Consider the following 14,120-nt stretch of genomic DNA (forward strand, 5'->3'; position numbering starts at 1 on the left):
GCGTGCGCCGCGGGGCGATTCTGCTAACATGAATCCAGGGAGTGGCCATGACCATGCCGATCCAGTTTGATACAGCTCAATTCGTTAGAACGCTGGTCGATGCGGGCGTGCTGCGTGAGCACGCTGAGGCCCATGCCGATGCCTTGAAACTTGCGCTGAGTCAACCTGTGGCAAATGATGCCGACCTAGCCATCTCACGCGCAGAAATGCGCGCTCTCCTGGCTGAGTTTGAAATCCGCATCACCAATAAGCTGAAACCACTTTGGATGATGAGCACCATCAACCTGATGCTCGTCAGTGCAATCGCGGTGAAGCTGTTCTTCTAAGACTTAGTCAGCTTTTTCTTCCGGCGCCGTGGTTGCCTTGACGAACATCGGCGACAGGATCACGCCAATTTCGAACAGGAGCCACATCGGGATAGCCAGCGAGAACTGGCTGACGATATCCGGCGGGGTCACGATCGCGGCGATCACGAAAGCCGCCACGATCACATAGCCGCGCCATTCCCTCAGCTTGGCGACGGACACCAGGCCCATGCGCACCAGCACCACCACCACCACCGGCACTTCGAAAGCGCAGCCGAAAGCCAGGCACATTGACATCACGAAGTCGAGGTAGTTCTCGATATCCGGCATCACTGCAATCGAAGTCGGCGAAACCTGGTTGATGAAGGCGAACACCTTGCCGAACACCAGGAAATAACAGAACGCCACCCCCGCCATGAACAGGGCGGAGGAGGCAATCACGAGCGGCGCGACCAGCTTCTTTTCATGCGCGTACAGGCCAGGGGCAACGAAAGCCCACATCTGGTACAGCACCCACGGCAACGACAGGATGAAGCCGAACAGCAGCGTTACCTTCATCGGCACCAGGAAGGGCGAGATCACGCTGGTGGCGATCATTTTCGAGCCCGCCGGCATGGCGGCAATCATCGGCGCGGCGATCAAGTCATAGATCTTGGAGGGGCCGATACCGAAGCCGATCAGCGCCGTCATCACCACGATGCCGATGCTGGCCTTGACCAGGCGATCGCGCAGCTCAACCAGATGGCTGATGAAGGTCTCTTCGACGGGTTCTTGTTGACTCATTTAGAAAAACGATGCGTTCTTGCGGCTGCCGGGGCGGTGGCGTTTCATGCGCGCCGCGCCGGAGATGACGTGGGTGCGGACGCCGGCCTGCTGCTTGTACCACAGCGGCACGGCCGAACTGCGCACCACGCGCTTGCGGCGGAAATCCTTGGCCTTGCGCGCCATGTCTTCGCTGGTCGGGGTGTACAGGTCCAGCGAAGGCGTCGTGACCGGGTCTTCATTGCGAAACGCCGCCTCCACCTCCCGCATGTCCTTGCCGATGGAGTTTTCCATCTCATCCTTGAAAGTGCTGGCGGCTTCCTCGGCCTGCTTGCGCAGGTTCTTCAGCTCGTCCAGCTCCATTTCACGGGAGACTTCGGATTTGACGTCGTTCAGGTAACGCTGGGCGCGGCCGTACAGCGTCCCGGCCATGCGCGCCACCTTGGGCAGCTTTTCAGGACCGATGACGACCAGGGCCACTACCCCGATGACGGCGATTTTGGTAAGACCGAGGTCGATCATTGCTGATTACTGCTTATTCTTTTCCTTGGCTTCGACTTCGATGGTGCCCTTGTCGGTCACCTGCGCTGCCGGAGGAGCTGGCTGTGCCGGCTTCTCTTCTTCCGCGCCCTTGACGCCATCCTTGAAGCCCTTGACGGCCTTGCCCAGGTCGGAGCCGATATTGCCCAGTTTCTTGGTGCCGAAGACCAGCATGACAATCACCAGAACGATCAGCCAGTGCCAAATGCTAAAAGAACCCATTACAAAACCCCTAAAAAAATCATTCGTTGGAACAGTATACGCGAAGCGCACCCTGTCATGTGCTTGTCATCATTTCAAGTCCGCATGCCGCGCCATGGACGCGGGCCGCCGTACAGGTGCATATGCAGGTGGTACACCTCCTGGCCGCCATCGGGACCGCTGTTGATCAGGGTCTTGTAGCCGCGCGTTGGCGTGCCATCCGCGTCGTAGGCGACGGCAATCTCGTGCTGCTCAGCCAGTTGCGGCACCAGCGCCAGCATTTTGCCCAGCAGGGCGGTGTGCTCCGGCTTGCAGTCAGACAAGGTCGACAGGTGCTGTTTCGGGATGATGAGCAAGTGTACCGGCGCGGCCGGGTGAATGTCCTTAAACACCATCAAGTCATCGTCTTCGTGTACCACGGTCGACGGAATCTGTTTTGCTGCAATCTTGCAGAACAAGCAATTTTCCACTGTTATTCCTTACGGGACGCTTTTTCTTCCAGGCCGGACAGGCCTTCACGGCGCGCCAGCTCATCTAGTACCTGCTGCGGCGACAAATCGAATTGCGCCAGCAGCACCAGCGAATGGAACCACAGGTCGGCGCATTCGTACAGCACTTTCGAAGCATCGCCGCTGACGCGGGCGTCTTTGGCCGCCATCACGGTCTCGGTGGCTTCCTCGCCGAGCTTTTTCAGGATCGCATCGTCGCCTTTGGAAAACAGCTTGGCCACGTACGAGGACGACGGGTCGCCGCCCTTGCGCGATTCGATGGTGGCCGCCACGCGGTCCAGTACATTGCTCATTTCTTAGCTTCCGCGTAAATCTCTTCAGGATCTTTCAAGACCGGCTCGGTGTTCTGCCAGTCGCCATTCTCGAACTTGTTGAAGAAGCAGGAGTGGCGGCCGGTGTGGCAGGCGATATCGCCTTCCTGTTCGATCTTCAACAGCACCACGTCTTCGTCGCAATCGAGGCGGATTTCCAGCACTTTTTGCACGTGGCCGGACTCTTCGCCCTTGTGCCACAGCTTCTTGCGCGAGCGGCTCCAGTAGACGGCCTCGCCCAGCTCCACGGTCTTGTAGAGTGCATCCCGGTTCATCCACGCGAACATCAGCACATCGTTGCTGCCGGCTTCCTGTGCGATGACAGGCACCAGGCCATGCTCGTCCCACTTCACCTTGTTCAGCCATTTGGCTTTGGCGACATTAGCTGCAATTGCGGTAGCCATTGTGTGTTCCCCGAAGTTTAAGAAAGGCGCATGGGAATGCCCTGCGCCGCCATGAATTGCTTGGCTTCCTGTACGGTGTGCTGGCCGTAGTGGAAGATGCTGGCTGCCAGCACCGCGTCGGCATGGCCCAGTTTGACACCATCGGCCAGGTCTTGCAGGCCGCCTACGCCGCCGGAGGCGATCACCGGGATGCTGACCGCATCGCTCACCGCGCGCGTCAGGCCCAGGTCGAATCCGGACTTGGTGCCGTCGCGGTCCATGCTGGTCAGCAGCAGTTCACCGGCGCCCAGCTCGGCCATCTTGCGCGCCCATTCCACAGCATCGAGGCCGGTCGCGTTGCGGCCGCCGTGGGTGAACACTTCCCACTTGCCGGGAGCGACGTTCTTGGCGTCGATTGCCACCACGATGCACTGGCTGCCGTGCTTTTGCGAAGCTTCATACACCAGCTGCGGGTTGGTCACGGCGGAGGTGTTCATGCTCACCTTGTCGGCCCCGGCGTTCAGCAGGCGACGCACGTCTTCGACCTTGCGCACGCCGCCGCCCACCGTCAGCGGGATGAACACTTGCGACGCCACGGCCTCAATGATGTGCAGGATCAGGTCGCGGTTGTCGCTCGACGCGGTGATGTCGAGGAAGGTCAGTTCATCCGCGCCCTGTTCGTCGTAACGGCGTGCGATTTCCACCGGATCGCCAGCGTCGCGCAGTTCGGTGAAGTTAACCCCTTTCACGACGCGGCCATCGGTCACGTCGAGGCAGGGGATGATGCGTTTAGCCAGCATATTCTTTACTCTGAAAGTTCGTCGGCACGGTCCTGCGCCGAAGCCAGGTCCAGCGTGCCTTCATAGATCGAACGGCCGCAGATCACGCCTTCGATGCCTTCGTCCTGCACTGCGCACAGGGCTTCCACGTCGCTCAGGTTGTGCAGACCGCCCGAAGCAATGATCGGGATCTTTACCGCTTGCGCCAGGCGCACGGTGGCTTCGATGTTCACGCCGCCCATCATGCCGTCGCGGCCGATGTCGGTGTAGATGATCGATTCAACCCCGTAGCCTTCGAACTTCTGCGCCAGGTCGATCACCTCGTGGCCGGACAGCTTGCTCCAGCCGTCGGTCGCGACCTTGCCGTCCTTGGCGTCCAGGCCAACGATGATGTGGCCGGGGAAGGCGCCGCAGGCATCCTGCAGGAAGCCCGGGCTCTTCACGGCAGCGGTGCCGATGATGATGTAGCTGATGCCGTCGTCGAGGTAGCGCTCGATGGTGTCGAGGTCGCGGATGCCGCCGCCCAGTTGCACCGGGATTTCAGGCAGGTCGAATTCCTCGGCATAGTCTTGCACGGCCTGGACGATCGACTTTACCGCGCTTTCGTTCTTGGGCTTGCCGGCAAAGGCGCCGTTCAGGTCCACCAGGTGCAGGCGCCGCGCGCCTTGCTCGAGCCAATGGCGGGCCATCTTGCCCGGATCGTCGGAAAAGACGGTTGCAAGTTCCATATCGCCCTGTTTCAGGCGAACGCAGTGACCATCCTTGAGGTCGATAGCAGGAATGAGCAGCATGATGTTGTTCTTGAGGTTAAGGATTCCAGTGGATGAAATTTTTGTACAGTTGCAGGCCGGTGGCGGCACTCTTTTCAGGGTGGAACTGTGTGGCAAAAATATTGTCGCGGGCGACGGCGCAGCAGAACGGCTGGCCGTACACGGTTTCCGCAGCGCTGTGCTGCGCCTGGGCCGGTTGCGCATAGTAGCTATGCACGAAGTAGAACCAGGCGTTATCGGGAATGCCGTTCCACATCGCATGCGGCGCCCGCTGGCGCACCTGGTTCCAGCCCATCTGCGGCACCTTGAAGCGCGAACCGTCTTCCTGCAGCATGCCGTCGAGCTGGAAGCGCACCACCTTGCCGGGCAAGAGCCCAAGGCCCGGCGTGTTGCCGCCTTCTTCGCTCATGTCAAACAGCATCTGCTCGCCCACGCACACGCCCATCATCGGCTTCGACGCGGCAGCCCGCAGCAGCGCATCTTTCACGCCCGATTCATTCAGGCTGCGCATGCAGTCGCGCATGGCGCCCTGGCCGGGCAACACGATGCGGTCGGCGGCATCAATGGCGGCGGGCTCACCGGAAATCAGTACTTCGGCCTCGGGTGCAACTGCGCGCAATGCCTGCGCTACGGAGCGCAGGTTGCCCATGCCGTAATCGACTACTACGATTTTTTTCATGTCAGTCAGCCGTAGTTGTCGTTACAGGCTTCCTTTGGTGGACGGGATGGCACCAGCAGCGCGCGGGTCAAGCTCGCTGGCCATGCGCAGGGCGCGGCCGAAAGCCTTGAACACGGTTTCGCACTGGTGGTGTGCATTGGTGCCGCGCAGGTTGTCGATGTGCAGCGTGACGCCCGCATGATTGACGAAGCCGCGGAAAAATTCCAGCGTCAGGTCGACGTCGAACGCGCCGATCATCGCGCGGGTGAAAGGGATGTGGTACTCGATGCCTGGGCGGCCGGAAAAGTCGATGACGACGCGCGACAGCGCTTCGTCCAGCGGCACATAGGCGTGGCCGTAGCGGCGGATGCCCTTCCTGTCGCCAATCGCCTTGGCAACTGCCATGCCGAGCGTGATGCCCACGTCTTCCACCGTATGGTGGTTATCGATATGGGTGTCGCCGGTGGCTTCGATATCGAGGTCGATCAGCCCGTGGCGGGCGATCTGGTCCAGCATATGGTCGAGGAAAGGCACGCCCGTGTTCAGCTTCTGGACGCCGGTGCCATCGAGGTTGATGGCAACGCGGACCTGGGTCTCGCTGGTGTTGCGAGTGATTTCTGCGGTGCGGTTCATGAAAAGCTCTTGGTTTTCGCTTCAGGATGCCAGGGCGGCTTTCAGGCCGTCCAGCATGATTGCGTTTTCCTCGGGCGTACTGACGGTGATGCGCAGGCAGTTGGCCAGTACATTATGCATTCTACCCACATTTTTGATCAAAACCTTGCGCTCGAGCAGTTTGGCATGCGCCTGGTCGGCATTCGGTACACGAATGAGGATAAAGTTTGCCGCCGAGGGGAAAACGTTGACACCCGGCAATTTCGCCAGTGCCGCCGACAGCTCGCCGCGCTGTTGGCGCAGCAGGGCAGCCTGCTCGTTCAGCACCTCGAGGTGGTCGAGGCAGAATTCGGCGGCGGCCTGGGTCAGGACGTTGACGTTGTAGGGTGGGCGGATCTTGTCGAATTGTTCCAGCAGGGCTGGCGCGCACGACATGTAGCCGAGACGGATGCCCGCCAGGCCAAGTTTCGACAGCGTGCGCATGACGATCAGGTTGGGGAATTCAGGCAGGCGGCCCATGAAGCTCTGTTGCGCAAAAGGCTCATACGCTTCATCGACCACGCACAGGCCCTTGTCGCCCAGCGCCTTGATGACTTGCTCGATATCGCCGGCATCAAACAGGTTGCCGGTCGGGTTGTTCGGGTAGGCCAGGAAGACCAGGGACGGCTGGTGCTGCGCGATCGCCGCCAGCATGGCCGGCAGGTCGAGCGTCAGGTCGGCCTTCAGCGGCACGCCGACAAAGTCCATGCCGGCTACCATGGCCGAGCGCTGGAACATCACGAAGGACGGCGTAGGCGCCATCATCACGGCGCGCCTGCCCTCGGCAGGCTGCAGCGCACAGGCCTGGGCCATGATGGCAATCAGCTCGTCCGAGCCATTGCCCAGCATGACGTCATACCCCTGCGGCACGCCCAGCCTGGCGCGGATGCGCTGCTTGATGGTTTCGTAGCTGGCGACCGGATAGCGGTTCAGCGCGACGCTGGCGATGCGGTTCGCCAGCTCATGATGCAGGTGGCTCGGCAGCGCATAAGGATTCTCCATCGCATCCAGCTTCACAAATCCGCTGGCATCCGGCACATGGTAGATGTGGTCGGAACGCACATCCTGGCGGATCGTATTGGCGATAAGGCTGTCGAGGGACATTCTGCATTACTCCTGTTCTAAAACCTCGCTAAGCGCCGGCGATTGCTTTGCCTTGCGCCTTCTGCGTGGCGGGGGTGTCTGACCCTGCGGGTCAGACATCGGTTTACCGGTTTCAGGCAGCGCAGCCAAGCGCGCCCGCGCTATGTCGCAATACTCGGGATTCAATTCAAAGCCAACGAAATCACGGCCGCAGCGACGCGCGGCAACAGCGGTAGTCCCGCTGCCCATGAACAAATCCATCACCACGCCATCCGGCGGGCAGCTGGCCTTGACCATGCGTTCGATAATTTCCAAAGGCTTTTGCGTCGGGTGATCGACCCGTTCCGCATGCTCCCGGTGCAAGCGCGATACGCTCCACAGGTCCTTGGGGTTGTAGCCCACTTCCAGCCATTTCGCACCGACGAAGATCGAGCGCGAACGGGCTTTCTTGGTTTCGGCGTCGTACGGGATACGCACGGCGTCGAGGTCAAAGTAATAATCCTTGCGGCGCACGAAAAACCCGATGGTGTCGTGCACCGACGAAAAACTGCGGGTACTGCCGCCCATGGAAGGCACGCGGCGGTCCCAGATAATTTCATTCATCATCGTCATGCGCTTTTTCAGCATGACGAAAATCTCCGGCGAATAACGCCAGGTCAGGAAGATGTACAGGCTGCCGTTCGGCTTCAGCTTGGGCAGGGCTGCGTCGATCCACGCCTCTGTCCAGGCCAGGTAGTCTTCCATCGACTGCTGGTCGGAAGTGTTGCCGTAGTCCTTGCCCAGGTTGTAGGGTGGATCGGTCAGGATCAGGTCGACGGAAGCATCCGGCACGCGGGCCAGTCCGGCCAACGCGTCCTCACAATAGACCTGGTTCTTCCAGTCGGTCATTTCAGGCGCAGCTCCGCGCTACGGGCGTGGGCCTGCAAGCCTTCGCCGTAAGCCAGTTCCGCTGCGATCTTGCCCAGCGTTTGCGCGCCCGCTGCGCTGACGTGAATCACCGAGGAACGCTTCTGGAAGTCGTAGACGCCGAGCGGCGACGAGAAGCGCGCGGTGCGCGAGGTCGGCAGCACGTGGTTCGGGCCGCAGCAATAGTCGCCCAGCGATTCGGACGAGAAGCGGCCCAGGAACATGGCGCCGGCGTGGCGGATCTGGTCGGCCCACTGCTGCGGGTTCTCGGCCGAGATCTCCAGGTGTTCAGCAGCGATGCTGTTGGCGATGGCGCAAGCTTCCGCCATGTCGCGTACTTTCACCAGCGCGCCGCGGTCGCGCAGCGAGGTTTCGATGACGGCCTTGCGCGGCATGGCTGGCAGCAGCTTGGCGATGCTGGCCTCGACCTTCGCGATGTACTCGGCGTCAGGGCACAGCAGGATCGCTTGCGCCAGCTCGTCGTGCTCGGCCTGCGAGAACAGGTCCATCGCGACCCAGTCAGGATCTGTGGTGCCGTCGCAGATCACCAGGATCTCGGACGGTCCGGCGATCATGTCGATGCCGACGGTGCCGAACACGCGGCGCTTGGCCGATGCCACGTAGGCGTTGCCCGGGCCGACGATCTTGTCGACCGGCTGGATGGTTTCCGTGCCGTGCGCCAGCGCAGCCACGGCTTGCGCGCCGCCGATGCCAATCACGCGGGTCACGCCGGCGATAGCTGCGGCAGCCAGCACCATCTGGTTCTTCACGCCATCCGGGGTCGGCACGACCATGATGATTTCTTCAACGCCAGCCACTTTCGCCGGCACGGCATTCATCAGCACCGACGACGGATAAGCAGCCTTCCCGCCCGGCACGTAGATGCCCACACGGTCCAGCGGCGTAATGCGCTGGCCGAGGATGGTGCCGTCGGCTTCAGTGTAGCTAAAGCCTTGCAACTCCTGCTTCTGGCGCTCGTGGAAGGCGCGGATGCGGTCGGCGGCGGTTTGCAGCGCGCTGCGTTGCGCGGCTGGCAGGCTTACCAGCGCGGCATCCAGTTCCCGCTGGCCGATGTCGAAATCTGCCATGCTGGCGGCGTGCATGCGGTCGAAGCGGTTGGTGTATTCCAGCACCGCTTCGTCGCCGCGCGCGCGCACGTCGGCGATGATCTTTGCTACCGCGCCTTCGATGGCGTCGTCGGTTTCAGCTTCAAAGGCCAGTAACGCGTCGAGCGTTTCCTGGAAGTCGTCTTGGGTGGAGTCGAGTTTGCGGATCATGACCATTACGCTTTCGCCAGCGAGGCGCGTTCAAAGGCTTCGATAATCGGTTGCAGGCGGGCGCGCTTCATCTTCAGCGCGGCCTGGTTCACAACCAGGCGCGAAGAGATCTCCATGATCTCTTCCACTTCGACCAGGTTGTTGGCACGCAGCGTGCTGCCGGTGGAGACCACGTCGACAATCGCGTCGGACAGGCCAACCAGCGGCGCCAGCTCCATCGAGCCATACAGCTTGATCAGGTCGACGTGCACGCCCTTCTTGCCGAAGTGCTCGCGCGCGATCGAGGTGAACTTGGTCGCCACGCGCAGGCGCGCACCCTGGCGCACCGCGGTCTCGTAATCGAAGCCGGCACGCGTCGCCACCGACATGCGGCACTTGGCGATGTGCAGGTCGACCGGCTGGTACAGGCCTTCGCCGCCATGTTCCAGCAAGACGTCCTTGCCCGCCACGCCGAAGTCCGCCGCGCCATGCTGCACATAGGTCGGGACGTCGGATGCGCGCACGATCAGTACGCGAATGCCAGGGTCCGAAGTGGGCAGGATCAGCTTGCGGGAGGTTTCCGGATTTTCGAGGACTTTGATGCCTGCTGCTTCCAGCAGCGGCATCGTGTCTTCAAAGATCCGGCCTTTCGACAGGGCGAGAATAAGGTCCATGATGATTATTTGATGCGGGTGATATTGGCGCCGACAGCGGACAGCTTCACTTCCATGCGGTCATAGCCGCGGTCCAGGTGGTAGATGCGGTCCACCAGGGTTTCGCCTTTGGCTGCCAGGCCGGCGATCACCAGCGAGGCCGATGCGCGCAAGTCAGTCGCCATCACGGGCGCGCCGATCAGCTGCTCGACGCCGTCGATGTAGGCGGTGTTGCCGTCGATGGAAATCTTCGAGCCGAGGCGGTTCATTTCCTGCACATGCATGAAGCGGTTCTCGAAAATCGTTTCGGTCACCTTGCTGCTGCCGCTGGCGATCAGGTTCACCGCCATGAACTGCGCCTGCATGTCGGTCGGGAAGCCCGGGTATTCGGTGGTACGGAAGGAGACCGGCTTCGGACGCTGGTCCATTTTCGCGCGGATCCAGTTGTCGCCCACGGTCAGCTCGACGCCCATCTCGCGCAGCTTGTCCAGCGCCACGTCGAAGATGTCGGTGCGCGTATTGCGGATAGTGATGTCGCCCCCCGCAGCCGCCACCGCACACAGGAAGGTCGCCGCTTCGATACGGTCGGAGATCACGTCATGCTTGGCGCCGTGCAGTTCCTGCACGCCCTGGATCACCAGGCGGTCGGTGCCGATGCCTTCGATCTTGGCGCCCATGGCCACCAGCAGGTGGGCCAGGTCGGTCACCTCAGGCTCGCGCGCGGCGTTTTCCAGCACGGTCTCGCCTTCGGCCAGGGTGGCCGCCATCAGCAGGTTCTCGGTACCAGTCACGGTGATCATGTCGGTCACGATGCGCGCGCCTTTCAGCTTCTTGCACTTGGCGTAGATATAGCCGCCGTCGATCGTGATCTCGGCGCCCATCGCCTGCAAGCCCTTGATGTGCTGGTCGACAGGGCGCGAACCGATCGCGCAGCCGCCCGGCAACGACACCTTGGCTTCGCCGAAGCGGGCCAGCAGCGGGCCCAGGACCAGGATCGATGCGCGCATCGTCTTCACCAGCTCATACGGCGCTTCGCATTTGTCGATCTTCGAACCGTTCAGCGTCACCTTCTCGCCGTCCTGCTCAACCGCCAGGCCGGTCTGGCGCAGCAGCTTGAGCATGGTCGCCACGTCGTGCAGCAGCGGCACATTGGTCAGTTCCAGGTCGCCCGCGGTCAGCAGGCCCGCACACAGGATAGGCAGGGCAGCGTTCTTGGCGCCGGAAATCTTGATGTCGCCGACCAGGCGCTTGCCGCCGGTGATGAGCAGTTTGTCCATATTGTTCTTATCCTTGGAATTCTTCTGGGGTCAGGGTTTTCATCGACAGGGCGTGGATCTCTTCGCGCATGCGGTCGCCCAGCGCGGCATACACCAGCTGGTGGCGCTGGATCAGCCGCTTGCCGGCGAAGGCAGGCGACACGATCACGGCCTGGAAGTGCTGGCCGTCGCCTTCCACTTGCAGGTGGGTGCATTCGAGGCCGGCAGCGATGTAGCTGTGGATTGCTTCTGGAGTTGTGGTCACTTTGAATTCCTCAATAAATCAGTGGCGCAAGCGGTAGCCGCTGCGCAGGAGTTTGATAGCGAGCAGCGCCAGCACCACCAGGAAGGCGGAGACGATGGCAACGCTGATCCATGGGTTCACGTCGGACTGCCCGAAGAAGCCGTAGCGGAAGCCGTCGATCATGTAGAAGAACGGGTTCGCGTGCGATACGGCCAGCCAGAATGGCGGCAGCGAATGGATCGAGTAGAACACGCCGGCCAGGAAGGTCAGCGGCACGATCAGGAAATTCTGGAAGGCGGCCAACTGGTCGAATTTCTCGGCCCAGATACCGGCGATCAAGCCCATGGTGCCGAGGATGGCCGCGCCGAGCAGGGCGAACACCAGGATCCACAGCGGCGCGGTGAAGCTCAGGTGCGCGAACCAGGCGGTAATCGCGAACACGCCAAAGCCCACGGTAATGCCGCGCACCATCGAGGCCAGCACGTAGGCGGAGAAGATCTCCCAGTGCGACAAAGGCGTGAGCAGCACGAACACCAGGTTGCCCGTGATCTTGGACTGGATCAGCGAAGACGAAGAATTCGCAAAGGAATTCTGCAATACGCTCATCATCACCAGGCCCGGGATCAGGAAGGCGGTATAGGTCACGCCCGGATACACCTCGACGCGGCCCGACAGCACGTGCCCGAAAATCAGCAGGTACAGCATGGCGGTCAGGATCGGCGCGGCGATCGTCTGCGTCGCGACCTTGTAGAAGCGCAGCGTCTCTTTATAGACCAGGGTGCGGAAACCGGTGGTGATCATACGATGTTCTCGTCCATGATTTGCAGGAAGATGTCTTCCAGGTCGGCCTGCTGCAGCTGCATCTCGTCGATGCTGATGCCGCCCTGGCGCAAGCGCGCGAGGATGCCTTCCACTTCCGCGTAATCGTTGATGCGCAGGCTGTACTTGTTGTCTTCCGGCGGATGGTTCAACAAGGGCTGCAGCTCTTCTGGCAGGGAGTTGTGCGGCAGGTGCAGCACCAGCTGCGAGCCGGAGATGCGGCGGATCAGCTGCGACATGGTGTCCAGCGCCACCACCTTGCCCAGCTTGAGCATGGCGACGCGCTTGCACATGGCCTGCGCTTCTTCCAGGTAGTGCGTGGTCAGCACGATGGTGTGGCCCTCGCGATTGAGGCGGGTGATGAACTGCCACAGGGTCTGGCGCAGTTCCACGTCGACGCCGGCGGTCGGTTCGTCCAGCACGATGACGGGCGGCTTGTGCACCAGCGCCTGGGCCACCAGCACGCGGCGCTTCATGCCGCCCGACAGGGCGCGCATATTGGTGTCGGCCTTGTTGGCCAGCCCCAGCTCCTCCATCACCTCGTCGATCCATTTGTCGTTGCTGCCCAGGCCGAAGTAGCCGGACTGCAGGCGCAGCGTTTCGCGCACGGTGAAGAAGGGATCGAATACCAGTTCCTGCGGCACCACGCCCAGTTTGCGCCGCGCTGCGCGGAAATCGGACACCACGTCATGGCCGTGGATCTTGACGCTGCCGGCATCGGCGCGGATCAGGCCGGCAATGATGGAGATCAGGGTCGTCTTGCCGGCCCCGTTCGGCCCCAGCAAGCCAAAGAACTCGCCTTCCTCGATTTTCAGGGACACGCCGCCAAGTGCCTGCAGCGCCTTGTAGCGCTTCTGGACGTTGCTGATTTCGATTGCTGTCATGCTTACTTGTATAGATAACTGGGACAACGATGACCGTTGTAAAGGCGCGCGCTCATCAGGCGCGGTAGACGGTCAATTATATTGGAATTTTGGTTCGGGCTCGCTGAACCCGTATTTACTTGCCGGTGTCAGGTGCAGACAGGCGCAGGACTAGATACGGCGGGGGAAGGCGGGGGTCAATGATGATGCAGGTCGGCGGGCGACACGAGCGTGCACACGCCGTAGAGCTTGGTCAAGCTCTGGAGCTGTCCTGGCAGGTTGCGCAGTTCCAGCTTTATGCCGCTTTGGGCGGCAGCGCGCTGCCATGCCAGCATGACTGACACGGCAGCGGAGTCCACGGCTTCCATCTGGCTCAAGTCGAACACGGTCTGGCCGGCGCGCAGCGCAGCCAAACCGTGCGCCAGTGCCTCCGTGGCGTTGGCCACGGTCAGCGACTTCAGCGACAGCTGATTGGAAACAGTGGTATCAGGCATTATTTATTTACCTGCAGTCTTCAGCGGCTTGGCAGCCAGCTTCTTGTTCTTTTCGGACAGGGTCTTGATCAGGCCGTCGACGCCGCCCTTCGAGATTTCCGAAGCGAAAGTGCCTTTGTAGGCTTCCACCAGCCAGGCGCCCAGCACATTGATGTCATAGATCTTCCAGCCGGCATCGGTCTTGGCGACGCGATAGTTCAGCTGGATCGGTTCGCCGCGCTGCTGGTTCACCTGGGAACGCACTTCCACTTCGGTGTCGCCTGGGGACGAACGCATAGGCTTGAAATCGACGGTCTGGTCTTTCACCTGGGACAGGGCGCCCGAGTAGGTGAAGATCAGCAGGGTGCGGAATTCAGCAGCCAGTTGCTTTTGCTGGTCCGGGGTAGCTTCACGCCAGTAGCGGCCGGCAGCCAGCGAGGTCATGCGCTGGAAGTCGACGTAAGGCAGGATCTTGGTTTCCACCAGGTCCATGACTTTCTTCTGGTTGCCGGCCTGGATGTCCTTGTCGGACTTGGCGGTTTCCAACACTTCGGAGCTGATGCGCTTGACCAGCGCGTCCGGCGCTTCATTGGCAGGAGCAGGAGCGGCAAATGCGCTGGTAGCGAAAGCTACGGTTGCGACCGCGATCAGTTGTTTGATCAATTTCATTGTTCTTTACCTATGTAGGGTTGTGTTCC

General features: G+C 61.3%; 21 protein-coding genes. 1 reads left to right on the forward strand and 20 read right to left on the reverse strand.

Going from position 1 to position 14,120, the window contains the following annotated elements; translation table 11 throughout:
• The first annotated feature begins 47 nt into the window (after positions 1–47).
• Entirely contained in the window at positions 48–326 is a 279-nt protein-coding gene (locus tag ACN9MZ_RS00745) for a hypothetical protein (protein ID WP_426340446.1), read from the forward strand.
• A 3-nt stretch (positions 327–329) separates the two neighbouring features.
• On the opposite strand, the gene tatC is transcribed toward ACN9MZ_RS00745, so the two are convergent.
• The 20 genes from tatC to ACN9MZ_RS00845 all read right to left on the reverse strand — a co-directional run bounded on the left by tatC (position 330) and on the right by ACN9MZ_RS00845 (position 14,091).
• On the reverse strand, positions 330–1,088 hold the full coding sequence (tatC, locus tag ACN9MZ_RS00750; RefSeq protein WP_426340447.1) for a twin-arginine translocase subunit TatC: 759 nt from the start codon (positions 1,086–1,088) through the stop codon (positions 330–332).
• Positions 1,089–1,589 (reverse strand): Sec-independent protein translocase protein TatB, encoded by a 501-nt coding sequence (tatB, locus tag ACN9MZ_RS00755; protein WP_426166609.1) that lies wholly within the window; start codon positions 1,587–1,589, stop codon positions 1,089–1,091.
• 6 nt (positions 1,590–1,595) lie between these two features.
• A complete protein-coding gene (gene tatA, locus ACN9MZ_RS00760) occupies positions 1,596–1,829 on the reverse strand; it encodes a Sec-independent protein translocase subunit TatA (protein WP_426340448.1) in 234 nt (77 codons plus the stop codon).
• Between the two features lie 74 nt (positions 1,830–1,903).
• Positions 1,904–2,278, reverse strand: a complete 375-nt coding sequence (locus ACN9MZ_RS00765; protein WP_426340449.1) for a histidine triad nucleotide-binding protein — start codon at positions 2,276–2,278, stop codon at positions 1,904–1,906.
• A gap of 2 nt (positions 2,279–2,280) precedes the next feature.
• On the reverse strand, positions 2,281–2,610 hold the full coding sequence (locus ACN9MZ_RS00770; protein WP_426340450.1) for a phosphoribosyl-ATP diphosphatase: 330 nt from the start codon (positions 2,608–2,610) through the stop codon (positions 2,281–2,283).
• Positions 2,607–3,032: a phosphoribosyl-AMP cyclohydrolase gene (hisI, locus tag ACN9MZ_RS00775; RefSeq protein WP_426166611.1), complete on the reverse strand. Its 426-nt coding sequence runs from the start codon at positions 3,030–3,032 to the stop codon at positions 2,607–2,609. Before hisI ends, ACN9MZ_RS00770 begins: the two co-directional genes overlap by 4 nt.
• A gap of 17 nt (positions 3,033–3,049) precedes the next feature.
• Positions 3,050–3,811, reverse strand: coding sequence for an imidazole glycerol phosphate synthase subunit HisF (hisF, locus tag ACN9MZ_RS00780; RefSeq protein ID WP_426166612.1), 762 nt, complete (start codon positions 3,809–3,811; stop codon positions 3,050–3,052).
• Positions 3,812–3,816: 5 nt separating this feature from the next.
• On the reverse strand, positions 3,817–4,581 hold the full coding sequence (hisA, locus tag ACN9MZ_RS00785; RefSeq protein WP_426340451.1) for a 1-(5-phosphoribosyl)-5-[(5-phosphoribosylamino)methylideneamino]imidazole-4-carboxamide isomerase: 765 nt from the start codon (positions 4,579–4,581) through the stop codon (positions 3,817–3,819).
• A gap of 16 nt (positions 4,582–4,597) precedes the next feature.
• Complete coding sequence (gene hisH, locus ACN9MZ_RS00790; RefSeq protein WP_426340452.1) at positions 4,598–5,239, reverse strand: imidazole glycerol phosphate synthase subunit HisH; 642 nt, start codon at positions 5,237–5,239, stop codon at positions 4,598–4,600.
• 21 nt (positions 5,240–5,260) lie between these two features.
• A complete protein-coding gene (hisB, locus tag ACN9MZ_RS00795) occupies positions 5,261–5,851 on the reverse strand; it encodes an imidazoleglycerol-phosphate dehydratase HisB (RefSeq protein ID WP_426340453.1) in 591 nt (196 codons plus the stop codon).
• A 21-nt stretch (positions 5,852–5,872) separates the two neighbouring features.
• Positions 5,873–6,973, reverse strand: a complete 1,101-nt coding sequence (hisC, locus tag ACN9MZ_RS00800; protein WP_426340454.1) for a histidinol-phosphate transaminase — start codon at positions 6,971–6,973, stop codon at positions 5,873–5,875.
• 6 nt (positions 6,974–6,979) lie between these two features.
• Complete coding sequence (locus tag ACN9MZ_RS00805; RefSeq protein WP_426340455.1) at positions 6,980–7,840, reverse strand: DNA-methyltransferase; 861 nt, start codon at positions 7,838–7,840, stop codon at positions 6,980–6,982.
• Positions 7,837–9,141, reverse strand: coding sequence for a histidinol dehydrogenase (gene hisD / locus ACN9MZ_RS00810; protein WP_426340456.1), 1,305 nt, complete (start codon positions 9,139–9,141; stop codon positions 7,837–7,839). Before hisD ends, ACN9MZ_RS00805 begins: the two co-directional genes overlap by 4 nt.
• Positions 9,141–9,788 carry an ATP phosphoribosyltransferase gene (gene hisG / locus ACN9MZ_RS00815; protein WP_426340457.1) on the reverse strand — a complete coding sequence of 216 codons (648 nt, stop codon included), beginning with the start codon at positions 9,786–9,788 and terminating at the stop codon, positions 9,141–9,143. Before hisG ends, hisD begins: the two co-directional genes overlap by 1 nt.
• A 5-nt stretch (positions 9,789–9,793) precedes the next feature.
• A complete protein-coding gene (gene murA / locus ACN9MZ_RS00820; protein ID WP_426340458.1) occupies positions 9,794–11,044 on the reverse strand; it encodes a UDP-N-acetylglucosamine 1-carboxyvinyltransferase in 1,251 nt (416 codons plus the stop codon).
• Positions 11,045–11,051: 7 nt separating this feature from the next.
• Positions 11,052–11,288, reverse strand: coding sequence for a BolA family protein (locus ACN9MZ_RS00825; protein ID WP_055938984.1), 237 nt, complete (start codon positions 11,286–11,288; stop codon positions 11,052–11,054).
• Positions 11,289–11,306: 18 nt separating this feature from the next.
• Complete coding sequence (locus ACN9MZ_RS00830; RefSeq protein ID WP_155455822.1) at positions 11,307–12,068, reverse strand: ABC transporter permease; 762 nt, start codon at positions 12,066–12,068, stop codon at positions 11,307–11,309.
• On the reverse strand, positions 12,065–12,970 hold the full coding sequence (locus ACN9MZ_RS00835; protein ID WP_426340459.1) for an ABC transporter ATP-binding protein: 906 nt from the start codon (positions 12,968–12,970) through the stop codon (positions 12,065–12,067). Before ACN9MZ_RS00835 ends, ACN9MZ_RS00830 begins: the two co-directional genes overlap by 4 nt.
• 176 nt (positions 12,971–13,146) lie before the next feature.
• Positions 13,147–13,443 carry an STAS domain-containing protein gene (locus ACN9MZ_RS00840; protein ID WP_426340460.1) on the reverse strand — a complete coding sequence of 99 codons (297 nt, stop codon included), beginning with the start codon at positions 13,441–13,443 and terminating at the stop codon, positions 13,147–13,149.
• 3 nt (positions 13,444–13,446) lie between these two features.
• Positions 13,447–14,091 (reverse strand): MlaC/ttg2D family ABC transporter substrate-binding protein, encoded by a 645-nt coding sequence (locus ACN9MZ_RS00845; protein WP_426340461.1) that lies wholly within the window; start codon positions 14,089–14,091, stop codon positions 13,447–13,449.
• Positions 14,092–14,120 lie beyond the last annotated feature (29 nt).

This window comes from Pseudoduganella sp. S-14, assembly GCF_049913285.1.
GTDB lineage: Bacteria > Pseudomonadota > Gammaproteobacteria > Burkholderiales > Burkholderiaceae_D > Rugamonas.

Bases quoted from the DNA above. Each gene is read 5' to 3' on its own strand.
- ACN9MZ_RS00845 (WP_426340461.1), bottom strand. From the start codon at position 14,091: ATGAAATTGATCAAACAACTGATCGCGGTCGCAACCGTAGCTTTCGCT.
- hisB (WP_426340453.1), bottom strand. From the start codon at position 5,851: ATGAACCGCACCGCAGAAATCACTCGCAACACCAGCGAGACCCAGGTC.
- tatB (WP_426166609.1), bottom strand. From the start codon at position 1,589: ATGATCGACCTCGGTCTTACCAAAATCGCCGTCATCGGGGTAGTGGCC.
- hisC (WP_426340454.1), bottom strand. From the start codon at position 6,973: ATGTCCCTCGACAGCCTTATCGCCAATACGATCCGCCAGGATGTGCGT.
- murA (WP_426340458.1), bottom strand. From the start codon at position 11,044: ATGGACAAACTGCTCATCACCGGCGGCAAGCGCCTGGTCGGCGACATC.
- hisA (WP_426340451.1), bottom strand. From the start codon at position 4,581: ATGCTGCTCATTCCTGCTATCGACCTCAAGGATGGTCACTGCGTTCGC.
- ACN9MZ_RS00770 (WP_426340450.1), bottom strand. From the start codon at position 2,610: ATGAGCAATGTACTGGACCGCGTGGCGGCCACCATCGAATCGCGCAAG.
- ACN9MZ_RS00830 (WP_155455822.1), bottom strand. From the start codon at position 12,068: ATGATCACCACCGGTTTCCGCACCCTGGTCTATAAAGAGACGCTGCGC.
- ACN9MZ_RS00835 (WP_426340459.1), bottom strand. From the start codon at position 12,970: ATGACAGCAATCGAAATCAGCAACGTCCAGAAGCGCTACAAGGCGCTG.
- hisH (WP_426340452.1), bottom strand. From the start codon at position 5,239: ATGAAAAAAATCGTAGTAGTCGATTACGGCATGGGCAACCTGCGCTCC.
- ACN9MZ_RS00745 (WP_426340446.1), top strand. From the start codon at position 48: ATGACCATGCCGATCCAGTTTGATACAGCTCAATTCGTTAGAACGCTG.
- ACN9MZ_RS00805 (WP_426340455.1), bottom strand. From the start codon at position 7,840: ATGACCGACTGGAAGAACCAGGTCTATTGTGAGGACGCGTTGGCCGGA.
- ACN9MZ_RS00840 (WP_426340460.1), bottom strand. From the start codon at position 13,443: ATGCCTGATACCACTGTTTCCAATCAGCTGTCGCTGAAGTCGCTGACC.
- hisG (WP_426340457.1), bottom strand. From the start codon at position 9,788: ATGGACCTTATTCTCGCCCTGTCGAAAGGCCGGATCTTTGAAGACACG.
- hisF (WP_426166612.1), bottom strand. From the start codon at position 3,811: ATGCTGGCTAAACGCATCATCCCCTGCCTCGACGTGACCGATGGCCGC.
- tatA (WP_426340448.1), bottom strand. From the start codon at position 1,829: ATGGGTTCTTTTAGCATTTGGCACTGGCTGATCGTTCTGGTGATTGTC.
- hisI (WP_426166611.1), bottom strand. From the start codon at position 3,032: ATGGCTACCGCAATTGCAGCTAATGTCGCCAAAGCCAAATGGCTGAAC.
- tatC (WP_426340447.1), bottom strand. From the start codon at position 1,088: ATGAGTCAACAAGAACCCGTCGAAGAGACCTTCATCAGCCATCTGGTT.
- hisD (WP_426340456.1), bottom strand. From the start codon at position 9,141: ATGGTCATGATCCGCAAACTCGACTCCACCCAAGACGACTTCCAGGAA.